Annotated in this window: 13 protein-coding genes; 8 read left to right on the forward strand and 5 right to left on the reverse strand. The window is 67.0% G+C overall.

Annotated elements, in window-relative coordinates; genetic code table 11:
- Nucleotides 1-20 precede the first annotated feature (20 nt).
- The 3 genes from ACK3BB_RS10975 to ACK3BB_RS10985 are packed head-to-tail and all read right to left on the reverse strand — an operon-like array spanning nt 21 to nt 2,865.
- The gene (locus ACK3BB_RS10975; protein WP_428924689.1) at nt 21-1,439 is read right to left on the reverse strand and encodes a protein adenylyltransferase SelO; all 1,419 of its coding nucleotides are present in this window, start codon (nt 1,437-1,439) and stop codon (nt 21-23) included.
- A gap of 35 nt (nt 1,440-1,474) precedes the next feature.
- Entirely contained in the window at nt 1,475-1,927 is a 453-nt protein-coding gene (locus ACK3BB_RS10980) for an N-acetyltransferase family protein (RefSeq protein ID WP_428924690.1), read from the reverse strand.
- Nucleotides 1,924-2,865, reverse strand: a complete 942-nt coding sequence (locus ACK3BB_RS10985) for a nucleoside hydrolase (RefSeq protein ID WP_428924691.1) — start codon at nt 2,863-2,865, stop codon at nt 1,924-1,926. The genes ACK3BB_RS10980 and ACK3BB_RS10985 overlap by 4 nt, the downstream gene beginning before the upstream one ends.
- A 120-nt stretch (nt 2,866-2,985) precedes the next feature.
- Between ACK3BB_RS10985 and ACK3BB_RS10990 the strand changes: the two genes are divergently transcribed.
- A complete protein-coding gene (locus ACK3BB_RS10990; RefSeq protein WP_428924692.1) occupies nt 2,986-3,864 on the forward strand; it encodes a hypothetical protein in 879 nt (292 codons plus the stop codon).
- On the opposite strand, the gene mazG is transcribed toward ACK3BB_RS10990, so the two are convergent.
- On the reverse strand, nt 3,861-4,679 hold the full coding sequence (mazG, locus tag ACK3BB_RS10995) for a nucleoside triphosphate pyrophosphohydrolase (protein WP_428924693.1): 819 nt from the start codon (nt 4,677-4,679) through the stop codon (nt 3,861-3,863). The genes ACK3BB_RS10990 and mazG overlap by 4 nt on opposite strands.
- Nucleotides 4,680-4,743: 64 nt before the next feature.
- Between mazG and ACK3BB_RS11000 the strand changes: the two genes are divergently transcribed.
- The 4 genes from ACK3BB_RS11000 (at nt 4,744) to ACK3BB_RS11015 (ending at nt 8,353) form a co-directional block, all read left to right on the forward strand.
- On the forward strand, nt 4,744-5,907 hold the full coding sequence (locus tag ACK3BB_RS11000) for a M20 aminoacylase family protein (RefSeq protein WP_428924694.1): 1,164 nt from the start codon (nt 4,744-4,746) through the stop codon (nt 5,905-5,907).
- 61 nt (nt 5,908-5,968) lie between these two features.
- On the forward strand, nt 5,969-6,931 hold the full coding sequence (gene speB / locus ACK3BB_RS11005) for an agmatinase (protein ID WP_428924695.1): 963 nt from the start codon (nt 5,969-5,971) through the stop codon (nt 6,929-6,931).
- Nucleotides 6,928-7,875, forward strand: a complete 948-nt coding sequence (gene speB / locus ACK3BB_RS11010; protein ID WP_428924696.1) for an agmatinase — start codon at nt 6,928-6,930, stop codon at nt 7,873-7,875. Before speB (ACK3BB_RS11005) ends, speB (ACK3BB_RS11010) begins: the two co-directional genes overlap by 4 nt.
- A gap of 61 nt (nt 7,876-7,936) precedes the next feature.
- The gene (locus ACK3BB_RS11015) at nt 7,937-8,353 is read left to right on the forward strand and encodes a DUF1499 domain-containing protein (protein ID WP_428924697.1); all 417 of its coding nucleotides are present in this window, start codon (nt 7,937-7,939) and stop codon (nt 8,351-8,353) included.
- Here the strand turns inward: ACK3BB_RS11015 and ACK3BB_RS11020 are convergent.
- Nucleotides 8,300-8,596: a hypothetical protein gene (locus ACK3BB_RS11020; protein ID WP_428924698.1), complete on the reverse strand. Its 297-nt coding sequence runs from the start codon at nt 8,594-8,596 to the stop codon at nt 8,300-8,302. The genes ACK3BB_RS11015 and ACK3BB_RS11020 overlap by 54 nt on opposite strands.
- A 131-nt stretch (nt 8,597-8,727) precedes the next feature.
- Here ACK3BB_RS11020 and prfA point away from each other — a divergent pair, with 131 nt between their 5' ends.
- From prfA to ACK3BB_RS11035, 3 genes are all read left to right on the forward strand, one after another.
- The gene (prfA, locus tag ACK3BB_RS11025; protein WP_428924699.1) at nt 8,728-9,777 is read left to right on the forward strand and encodes a peptide chain release factor 1; all 1,050 of its coding nucleotides are present in this window, start codon (nt 8,728-8,730) and stop codon (nt 9,775-9,777) included.
- A complete protein-coding gene (prmC, locus tag ACK3BB_RS11030) occupies nt 9,774-10,610 on the forward strand; it encodes a peptide chain release factor N(5)-glutamine methyltransferase (RefSeq protein WP_428924700.1) in 837 nt (278 codons plus the stop codon). The genes prfA and prmC overlap by 4 nt, the downstream gene beginning before the upstream one ends.
- A 240-nt stretch (nt 10,611-10,850) precedes the next feature.
- Nucleotides 10,851-11,555 (forward strand): DUF4167 domain-containing protein, encoded by a 705-nt coding sequence (locus tag ACK3BB_RS11035; RefSeq protein WP_428924701.1) that lies wholly within the window; start codon nt 10,851-10,853, stop codon nt 11,553-11,555.
- The last annotated feature ends 336 nt before the right edge of the window (nt 11,556-11,891 follow it).

An 11,891-nucleotide genomic window follows, 5' to 3' on the forward strand; every position in this document is an offset into this window, starting at 1 on the left:
GGGAAATGTCCGGCCGGCGATCATGTCCCGCAGAAGGTGGCCCGAACGACCTGGTCTTCGGTCGGCGGTGCAGCCAGGGCGTGATGCGCCGGCTGATCGTCATAGGGCCGGGCGAGCACGGCGTTGAGCCGGTCGAAAGGCGCGAAATCGGCTTCCAGCGCGGCGGCAATAGCCTCTTCGATACGGTGGTTGCGCGGGATGAAGGCCGGGTTGGCCGCGCGCATCCGGGATTGGGGATCAGGCTCGCCATCCAACCGCGCCTGCCAGCGCAGGGACCAGGCATCAAAGGCATCCCGGTCGAGCAGCCAGTCGCGCGCGGTGCCATCGGCCAAGCCTCGGAACGTGTTGGTGAAATCGGCCTTGTCCGTGGCCATCAGCCGCAGCAGGTCACCGATCAGATCAGCGTCCTCCGGTCGTTCCGACGTCAGGCCGATCTTGGCCCGGTACATCGTCAGCCAATGGCTGCGGATCAGGTCGGGCATCGCATGCACGATCTCGGTGGCTTCCTCAACGGCGGCTTCGGGATCGTCCAGTTGCTGGATCAGCGCGGTGGCCAGCTGGGCCATGTTCCAGACGACGATTTCCGGTTGCTGGCCAAAGGCATAACGCCCGAATTGGTCAATCGAGGAATAGACCGTCTGGGGGTGATAGCTGTCCACGAAGGCGCAGGGGCCATAATCGATCGTCTCGCCGGATATCGCGCAATTGTCGGTGTTCATCACGCCATGGATAAAGCCGATCGACATCCATTGGGCAACCAGCCGCGCCTGGGCGTCGCGCACGGCGCGCAACAGGCCGAGCGGACCGTCGCAATCGGGGTAATGGCGCCCGATGGCGTATTCGGTCAGCTGCCGCAGGTTTTCGGTTTGGCCGCGTGCGGCAAAGATCTGGAATGTGCCGACGCGCAGGTGGCTTTGCGCCACGCGGGTCAGCACGGCGCCGGGCAGGGCGCGTTCACGATAGACCGGGTCGCCGGTCGACACGGCCGCAAGGGCGCGGGTGGTCGGAATGCCAAGGGCATGCATGGCCTCGGACACGATGTATTCGCGCAGGACCGGCCCCAGCCAGGCGCGGCCATCGCCATTGCGCGAATAGGGCGTGGGGCCCGCGCCTTTCAGCTGGATGTCGCGGCGAACCCCGTCGGTGCCGATCGTTTCGCCCAGCAAGACGGCCCGACCGTCACCCAGCTGCGGATTGAAATGGCCGAATTGGTGGCCGGCATAGAGCTGCGCCAGTGGTTCGGCCCCGTCGGGCAGCAGGTTGCCGGCAAAGACGCGGGCCAGCTCGTCGCGGTCCGTCGGGGACAGGCCAAGCGTCTCGGCCAGCGGCGCGTTAAAGGCGATCAGCTCGGGGTTGCTGACCGGTGTCGGCGCTTGGACACTGAAGAAATCGCCGGGCAGCCGGGCGAAGGAATTGTCGAAAGGGATGTGCAGCGTCATGTCAGGACCCCGGGTCACTCCTGTCAAATTGGTCTTCAGGATAGCCTGCGCGTCATCGTCACGTAACCATCCTCGCCGGCAAATCCAGACCTGGCACACAGACGCCGCACCCGGTCGTCATCGGGCGCGATCCGCAGGTGAAGCGCGCAGAGGCCGGCCTCGGCCAGCGCCGGGGGGAGTGTCAGGAGCACTTCAGTAGCGATGCCGCGGCCGCGCACAGGCGGCCGGACGTATAGCTGATCGACCGTGCCTTCCAGACCGCCGGCGGCCAGCGACCAGCTGAAGGTCACGATGATGAACCCCACCGGCGCACGCGTCGGCCCGACGAGATAGGCCGCGCCATAGGGCGACCCGTCGAGCAGCGGCGCCAGGGAGGCCCGGCGCGCCTCGGGGTCTGTCGCCAGGCCCATTTCCGCGTGACAGGCCGCAACGATGGCGTCGAGCCGGTCGGCATCCTCGGGCCGGGCGAGGTGGAGCGCGGCGGTCACAGCCGGGCCAGTCGCTCGGTCAGCAGGGCAAAGAACCCGTCGGCATCGATGTCGCCCATGAAGGTCGCGTTGGCCGGCCGGTCGGTGACGCCCCACCAATCGGCCACGGTCATGCCCAGCGTCAGATCCGAGCCGGTCTCGATCTCGACATTGATGTGCCGCCCGGTGAACAGGTCGGGGCGGATCAGGTAGGCCGTGACGCAGGGATCGTGCAGCGGCGCACCGTTCGAGCCGTATTTCTCCTTGTCGAACCGTTCGAAGAAATCGGTCATCTGGGCGACAGCGATGCCGGCCGTATTGCCGATGGCACGGAAGGCGTCGTTGCGTGGCTGGGTCACCAGCGCCTTGTGCGTCACATCCAGCGGCATGACCGTGATAGGAACGCCTGATTTGAAAACGATATCAGCGGCTTCTGGGTCGACGTAAATGTTGAATTCGGCAGTCGGAGTTATATTGCCCACCTCGAAATAGGCACCCCCCATCAGGACGATTTCCTGCACCTTTTCAATGATGTCCGGGGCGTCATTGAACGCCTTGGCGATGTTCGTCAGGGGCCCCAGCGGGCACAGTGTCACGCTGTTCGCCGGCGCGCTGCGCAGCGTGTCGATGATGTAATCGACGCCGTGCATCTCTTGCAGCGGCATTGTCGGATCGGGCAGGTTCGGCCCGTCCAGCCCGGTCTTGCCGTGCACGTGCTCGGCGGTCACCAGCTTGCGCGCCAAGGGCGCATCGCAGCCGGCAAAGACCGGAATGTCGGTGCGCCCGGCCAGCTCGCAGACGATCCGCGCGTTCTTGGCGGTCAGCGGCAGCGGCACGTTGCCGGCAACGGCGGTGATGCCCAGCACCTCGATCTCGTCCGGGCTGGCCAGCGCCAGCAGGATGGCCACGGCGTCGTCCTGGCCGGGATCGGTGTCGATGATGATCTTGCGAGGGGACATGGGGCCTCCGTTCTGGTGAACACGGAGGGTGGCAAGCCGGGGCGGCATTGTCCAGAAGGCATTGCGGGCATGGCAGGAATTGCGCATCGTGGCGCCCGTGACAGGCCAGTCGGGGAAGGCATGACCAAGCGGATCCACCTGCATGCAGGCGCGCACCGGACGGGGTCGAGCTCGTTCCAGATGTGCCTATACGACAACCGGGCGGCGCTGGGTCGCCATGGCTATGACCTGGCCTATCCCGGCCGTGATGGCGTGCCGGACGGGCGGCTGCGGCTGCGCTTGCCGGGGCCGCGTCACGGGATCGGCCGGTTGGGGCGGTTTGCCGGATCGGTGCGCGACGCTGTCGCCCGGTTCAGCCCCGATCCCGCCCGCCAACTGGTCCTGTCAGAGGAAAACATCCCCGGACGCATGTTCCATTTCTACCAGGGCCAGTTCTTCCCGGCCGCGGCGAAACGGTTCCGGGCCTTTCGTGCAGGCATCGGCGCCGCCGATCTGCATGTCGTCTACGTGCTCCGGTCTTATGACGAGCTTTACGCGTCGGCCTATCGCAAGCGGGCCGAAGACAATGCCGTTGACCCCTTTGCAGGCCTGGTCCCGCATTTCCTGGCCATGGATCGCGGCTGGCCCGAGCTGGTCGCGGATATGCAGGCCGAGCTGAAACCGGCACAACTGACATTGGTTTCCTATGAAAACAGGGGGAAGAGCATCGACCTCCTGACAAGGTTGCTGCCGGATATGCCGCGCGAAGAGCTGGTGGAACCGCAGGCCGTGCTGAACCTGAGCGCCACCGATGCCGCGCTGGAGGCGTTGCAGGCAGGGTATCGCGCGGGCGAAACCCTGACCCGCACGCAATGGCAGGAGATTGTCAGGAGCCACGCCGACGACCGCGGCTCAAGAGGCTTTGCGCAATTCGATGCAGCCGCCCGGCAGGCCCTGCGTGACCGGTATCACGCCGACCTGGACCGCATCCGCGCCATGCCGGGCCTGCGGCTGGACTAGCGGGTCTTTTCCGCCGCCTTTACCTCGTCCCAGAGCGCATCCATCTCGGCCAGGTCGCTGCCGGACGGTGACCGGCCTCGTTCGGCCAGCCGCGCCTCGACGGCTTCGAACCGGCGGGTGAACTTGGCAATGGTCCGGCGCAGCGCGGCTTCGGGGTCAAGGCCCAGGTGCCGGCCGAGATTGACCATGACAAACAGCAGGTCGCCGAATTCGTCCTCCATCGCGTCGGGCCCCAGCGTGTCCCGCGCTTCGACCAGCTCGGCGGCCTCTTCGGTGATCTTGGCCAGCACGTCCGACGTGTCGGCCCAGTCGAACCCGACACGCGCCGCCCGCTTCTGCAGCTTGAGCGCGCGCAGCAACGCGGGCAGGTTCATCGCCACCCCGTCCAGCGCACCCTGCTGGGCCTTGCCCGCGCGTTCGGCGGCCTTGATCGTCTCCCAGTCGCGGGTCTGCTGTTCGGCCGACTTGTCGCGGCTTTCGTCGCCAAAGACATGGGGATGGCGGGCGACCATCTTGTCGGACACGCCGCGCACGACCGACTGGAATGAGAAATGCCCATCTTCTTCAGCCATTTGCGCGAAATAGACCGTCTGCAGCAGCAAATCGCCCAGCTCGCCTTCCAGCTCGTCCATCGCCCCGCGTTCGACGGCATCGGCCACTTCATAGGCCTCTTCGATCGTGTAGGGCGCGATGGTCGCGTAGGTCTGTTCGATATCCCAGGGGCAGCCGGTTTCCGGGTCGCGCAGGCGGCGCATGATTTCCAGCAGGCGGTCGATCCCGGCGTCACGGTCGTGGATCAGGGCGTCATCGGGCATTGCGGCTCTATCCGGTTCGGTGTCAGATGCGCCCATTCCTAGCGCCGCTCAGGGGAGAGTTACCATGCCTGTCGTCAACCGAATCGCCGATTTTGCCCCCGAGATGACGGCCTGGCGCCAGCATTTGCACCAGATCCCCGAGCTGGGCTTCGATTGCCCCAAGACCGCGGCCTTCATCGCAGACCGCCTGCGCGACTTCGGGGTCGACGAGATTCACGAAGGCATCGCCCAGACCGGTGTCGTGGCCATCATCAATGGCACCGGGGAGGGGCCGACGATCGGGCTGCGGGCCGATTTCGATGCCCTGCCGGTGGTCGAGGCGACGGGGGCGGCATATGCCTCGGGCCACGAGGGGCGGATGCATGCCTGCGGGCATGATGGCCACACGACGATGCTGCTGGGCGCGGCGCGCTACCTGGCCGAGACGCGGAATTTCTCGGGGCGGGTGGCGATGATCTTCCAGCCGGCCGAGGAACATGGCGCCGGGGCCGAGGTCATGGTGCGCGAAGGCATCATGGATCGGTTCGGCATCGCGCAGGTCTATGGGCTGCACAATGCGCCGGGCCTGCCCGAAGGCGCGTTCCACACCACGCCGGGGCCGTTCATGGCCGCGGTCGATACCTTTGACCTCTACCTGCGCGGGGTGGGCGGCCATGGCGCGCTGCCCCATGAAACCAAGGATCCGATCGTCGCCGCGCTGGCCATCGGCCAGGCACTGCAGACCATCGTCAGCCGCAACAACGCGGCGCGCGACGACCTGGTGATCTCGATCACGCAAATCCATGCGGGCAATGTCGACAACGTCATCCCCGACACGGTCTACATGAACGGCACGATCCGCACCTTCGATCCGCGCGTCCAGGACATGGTGCGCCGGCGGATGGAGGCCATCGTCGCGGGCCACGCGGCCAGTTTCGATGTCGAGGCCGAATTCGACTACCAGGTCGGCTATCCGGCAACGGTCAACCACCCGGACCGCACCGAATTTGCGGCCGACGTGGCGCGCGAAGTGTCGGGCGCAGGCAATGTCGAGGCCGAGGCCGGGCGCGAGATGGGCGCCGAGGATTTTGCCTATATGCTGCAGGCGCGGCCGGGGGCCTACCTGTTCATCGGCCAGGGGCCGGGGGCGGGGCTGCATCACCCGGAATACGATTTCAACGATGCGATTGCTCCGGTGGGCGCGTCGTTCTTCGCCCGGCTCGTCGAGCGGGCGCAGCCGGCGGGCTGAGACCCGGCCGGACCATCCCCAAAACCCCGGATTTCCCGACAGCCAGGAAGGCATAAGCAACATGAGCTTGGAAGATGCGAAGCATCAGGTGGATCAGGCCTTTACCCGCGACGACCCGCGTGGCCCCAGTTTCGAGAACACCTTCGGCGGGGCGACGTCCTTCCTGCGGCGGCGCTATTCCAAGGATCTGACCGGGGTGGATATCGCCGTGACCGGCGTGCCCTTTGACCAGGCGGTGACCAACCGGCCGGGCACGCGGCTGGGGCCGCGGGCGATCCGCGAGGCCTCGGCGCTGCAGGCGCCCGACGCGCCCTACGGCTGGGGCTATGACCCGCTGTCCGAGCTGACGATCGTGGATTATGGTGACCTGGCCTTTGACTACGCCAATGTCCCGGCCTTTCCTGACACTCTGACAAATCATGTCAGAACGATTTTGCAGGGCGGCGCGGCGCCGGTCACGCTGGGCGGCGACCATTACATCAGCTTCCCGATCCTGCGGGCGATGCACGAGAAATACGGCCCGCTGTCGCTGGTCCATGTCGATGCCCATTCCGACACCTGGCCCGATGACGACATGTCGCGGATCGATCACGGCACGATGTTCTACAAGGCCGTGAAATGCGGTTTCATCGACCCGGCCACCTCGGTCCAGATCGGCATCCGCACCACCAATCCCGACACGCTGGGCGTGACCACCTTTGACGCCCGTTCGGTGCACGAACGCGGCCCGGCCGAGATCGCCCGGGCCACGCGCGAGATCGTAGGCGACCGGCCGGTCTATCTCAGCTTTGACATCGACGGGCTGGACCCGGCCTTTGCCCCGGGCACCGGAACGCCGGTCTGGGGCGGGCTGAGCTCTGGCCAGGCGTCGATCCTGCTGCGCGACCTGGCGGGCATCAACATCAAGGGCGGCGACGTGGTCGAGGTGTCGCCGCCATTCGACACGACCGGAGCCACGGCCATCGCGGGCGCCCATGTGGCGGTCGAGATCATCTGCCTCCTGGGATGGAACCTGCGCGCATGACAACACCGAACCAACCGATTTCCGGCAATGACCTGGCCCGTTTCTCCGGGCCCAACACCTACATGCGCCTGCCCCAGGCCGGATCGCTCGACGGGCTCGACGTGGCCGTTCTGGGCATTCCGATGGATATCGGCACCTCGTGGCGTTCGGGCACCCGGTTCGGCCCCAAGCAGGTGCGCGCCGAAAGCGCGATGATCCGGCCCTACAACGTGCAGACCGGGGCGGCGCCCTTCGACAGCCTGAACGTGGCCGATATCGGAGACCTGGCGATCAATACCTTCTCGCTGGCCGACAGCCTGCGAATCATCAAGGACAGCTACAGCGTCATTCTGCAAAGCGGGGTGACGCCCATGGCCATCGGCGGCGATCATTCCCTGACGCTGCCCATCCTGCGGGCCGTGGCAGAACGTCACGGGCCAGTGGCGCTGGTCCATGTCGACGCCCATGCCGATGTCAACGACGAGATGTTCGGCGAGCGCGAAACCCATGGCACCGTCTTCCGCCGGGCCTATGAGGAAGGGCTGATAAACCCCCAGAAAACCTACCAGATCGGGCTGCGCGGCACGGGCTATGCGGCGACGGATTTCACCGAGGCCGCGGGCTGGGGCTTTCAGCAGTTCCTGGCGCCCGAGCTGTGGCACCGGTCGCTGTCGCCGCTGGGTGCGGAGATTCGCCGCGATATCGGTGAGGCGCCTGTTTACGTCTCATATGATATCGACAGCCTGGATCCGGCCTATGCGCCGGGCACCGGCACGCCCGAGATCGGGGGGCTGACAACGGCACAGGCGATGGAGCTGATCCGCGCGCTGCGGGGGCTGAACATCGTGGGCTGCGACCTGGTCGAGGTGTCGCCGCCCTATGATACCTCGGGCAATACCGCGCTGACCGGGGCCAACCTGCTGTTCGAATTGCTCTGCGTCCTGCCGGGCGTGACCTACAGGTAAGCGGCCGGCCGCCGGCGCCGGCGGCCACCTGCAAGCAAACGGGAAGGTCATCGGGATCGCCATGGCTCGTTACATCGTGGGACCTGTCGTGCTGGTCGCCTTGCTGGCCATCGTCATGGGCTTTGTGCGCCTGGCGCCCAGCGATCCGGCCGACTGGCACCACATGCCCGAGATCACGCCGGACATGGCCCGGGCCGACAAGCTGCGCGGGGTGCTGCGGCAGGCCGAGACCGGGCCCGACGGGCTGGCCCGGCTGGCCGCGGTGGCGTTGCAGACACCGCGCACGGTGCTGCTGGCCGGCTCGGTGGACGAGGGCATGATGACCTTTGTCACGCGCAGCCGGTTCTGGGGCTTTCCCGATTACACCACCGCCCGCCAGGACGGCGACCGGCTGGTGATCCATGCCCGCCAGCGGTTCGGCCGCTCAGATCTTGGTGTGAACCGCGCCCGGGTCGAGCGCTGGCTGGCCGCGCTCTAGGTTGCGCACGCTCAGGCAGCCGTCCTGGATCTTGCGCCACATCGGCACGTTCAGCGACATCTGGCATTGGGCGGTGAAGGTCATGCCATCGACATGCAGGCAGATCATCTCGCCCAACTCGATGCGCCCGCCGGTCTGGTCGGTGCAATAACAATCGATGGTCTTGCCGCCGGGGCCGGTGACATCGGCGGCGGCGGGCAGCGCGGCAAGCGCGCAGATCACAACGGCGCATGCATTCTTCATGACTTCACGCTACCATGGCCCGGCCCCGCGCCAAAGCCCCGCGTGCGGGGCTTTCTCTCCCCGGCAATGCCCCCCCGCAAAGCCCCAAGCAAAGCCTTGACCAATGCCCGGTGATGGCACAGACAACCGCAATGATCCCCGAAGACCGTCTTGAACAGATCTCGCAGCGTTTCCAGTATCTCGAAGCCGCCATGGCCGCCGGGTCGGGCGATATTGCCGAACTGGCCCGCGAATATTCCGAATTGCGCCCGGTGGTCGAACAGATCGGCCTGTGGCGCGGCGTGCGCGACGACATGGCCGAGGCCGAGGCGCTGCTTGACGATCCCGACATGAAGGCCCTGGCCGAGGAAGAGCTGCCGATCCTGCGGGCGCGCCTTCCAGAGGTGGAAAAGGCCCTGCAGATCGCGCTGTTGCCCAAGGATGCGGCGGATGTGCGCCCGGCCATGCTCGAGATCCGGCCGGGCACGGGCGGCGACGAGGCGGCGCTGTTCGCAGCCGACCTGCTGCGGATGTACCAGCGTTATGCCGATGCCCGGGGCTGGCGGTTCGACATCATCGACGAACAGGCGACCGAGCTGGGCGGGATCAAGGAAGTGACGGCCCATGTGCAGGGCGAGGGCGTCTTTGCCCGGCTGAAATACGAAAGCGGCGTGCACCGGGTGCAGCGGGTGCCGGCCACCGAAAGCGGCGGGCGCATCCATACCTCGGCGGCCACCGTGGCCGTTCTGCCCGAGGCGCAGGAGGTCGACATCGCCATCGCGCCGGGCGACATCCGCATCGACACGATGCGTTCCTCCGGGGCCGGGGGACAGCATGTGAACACCACCGATTCCGCCGTGCGCATCACCCACATGCCCTCGGGCATCGTGGTGACCAGCTCGGAGAAATCCCAGCACCGCAACCGCGAGCTGGCCATGCAGGTCCTGCGGACCCGGCTCTACGACCTCGAACGCCAGCGGCTGGCCAGCCAGCGCTCGGCCGACCGGGCGGCGCAGGTCGGCACGGGCGACCGGTCGGAACGCATCCGCACCTACAATTTCCCGCAGGGCCGCATGACCGACCATCGCATCAACCTGACGCTCTACAAGCTCGACCAGGTGATCGGCGGCGATCTCGACGAGGTGATCGATGCGCTGATCTCGGATGACCAGGCCCGGCGCATGGCGGAGATGGGCGCATGACCACCGCGGCCGAGGCCATGGCATCGGCCACCGCCCGCCTGCGGGCGGCCGGGGTGGCCGACCCGGCGCGCGATGCCCGGGTGCTGCTGGCCCATGCCGCGCGGATCGAGGCGGCGCGCGTGACGCTGATCGCGCCCGAGGACCTGGAACCCGAGATCGCCGAGCGCTACGACCGGCTGATCGCCCTGCGTGCGGTGCGCGTGCCGGTGTCGCACCTGGTGGGCGAACGGGCTTTCTATGGCCGCCAGTTCAAGGTCAGCCGCGACGTGCTCGACCCGCGCCCCGAGACCGAGATCCTGATCGAGGCGGCGCTGGCCGAACCCTTCGGCTCGGTGCTGGATCTCGGCGTGGGCTCGGGCTGCATCCTGGTGACCCTGCTGGCCGAGATGCCCACGGCCCGGGGCATGGGCGTGGACCTCAGCGAAGCGGCCTGTCTGCAGGCCAGCGCCAATGCCGTGCTGCACGGGGTGCAGGAACGGGCGCGGATCGTGGTGTCGGACTGGTTTTCCCATGTGGACACGGGGTTTGACCTGATCGTGTCCAACCCGCCCTACATCGCCCGGTCGGAAATGCCCGGGCTGGCCCCCGAGGTGCGCGACCACGAACCCGACATGGCCCTGACCGATGGCGGCGACGGGCTGGGCGCCTACCGGGCGATCTGCGCGGCGGCGCCCGGGCACCTGGCCGTGGGCGGCCGGCTGCTCTTTGAGATCGGGCCGACCCAGGGCGCGGCGGTGGCCCGGATCTGCGAAGGGGCCGGCTTCGGACAGGTCGAGGTGCTGCCCGATCTGGACGGCCGCGACCGGGTGGTGCGGGCCAGCGGGCTCTGCTGAGCGGGTCCGGCGACCCTTTCCCTGCGGTTAATAGGGCAAATTCATCAGGAAAATCCGCCTTTGTCGCCCACAGGGTCTTGTTTCATGCGCCCGGACATGCTTAGTCAGTACCGTTGCTGCGCTGGACGCTGTTACGCTCCCGCGCAACGCCAAGCCAACAAGTCGTCGACCTGGAACGATCAGAGCGCGCGAGGCGCGAAGCGGGTCGACACACGGTAGAAAAAAGCTGACAGCAAATAGATGAGATCGTCCAAATCACGTTCGCGGTCGAAGTCCAGCCGTAACCGCCCCTCCGGAGGGAACGTTGTCAACCGCGTGTTCGACAGCTCGGGACCGGAAGGCAAGGTGCGCGGGACCCCGCAACAGATCATAGACAAGTACAACCAGCTGGCCCGTGATGCGCAGCTGGCCAATGACCGCGTTGCAACCGAGAATTTCCAGCAGCATGCCGAACATTACCTGCGCATGCTCAGCGAGGCACAGCGAGAGCAGGACCAGCGCCGGGAAGAGCAGGAGCGGCAGAACCGCGAACGCCAGGCCGAACGTGACCGCGAGCGGGCCGAGCGCCAGGAGCGGGAATCCAACGGCCGGTCGACCGATCCGGCAGATGCGCCGCAGCCCGACGTGATCGACGTCATCGCCGACGATGCCGCCGACGAAGGCGACAGCGGCCTGGTGGAAACGCCCGAAAGCGCGCCCAAGAAGACCTCGACCCGGTCGAGCAGCTCTTCGAAGTCCGGCAGCTCGTCCAAGTCGACCAGCTCGCGCAGCACGACCACGCGCAAGAAGACGACGACCAAGAAGGACAAGCCGGCCGAGGATGCCGCGGCAGATGCCGAAGCGGCGCCCAAGAAGACCACGTCGCGCAAGTCCGCCGCGGAGAAATCCGCCGAGGGCACGTCCGACGACGGCGACACGCCACCCAGCCAGGCTGCGGCCGGCTGATCCCGGCGCAGGCGCCCCGCGGGGGCCCTGCGCGGGACAAGAAGGGAGCCAGCGCGCGGGGGTGAACCGCGCGGCGACGGCCCGGGGATATGTCCCTGTTCCCTTCGCAACCATGATCCAGTGATGCACGACACGCGGCTGATGCACGACATCCGGCCAAACCGGCGCGACCGGAGATGCAGGGCTGTCTGCAAGGGCGTCGGCCGCCGCAGGTGGCATTTGCGAGGCTGGCCGGTCTCAGGTGATGGAATGGTGCACAGGGCGCCGTTGCATTGGGCCCAGCCCGGGCCGCAGCCCCCTCCCGCTGATACGCCTACCCTTGTGCCATTTACCCTA

This window comes from Marinibacterium sp. SX1 (assembly GCF_050389775.1).
Taxonomy (GTDB): Bacteria; Pseudomonadota; Alphaproteobacteria; order Rhodobacterales; family Rhodobacteraceae; genus Marinibacterium.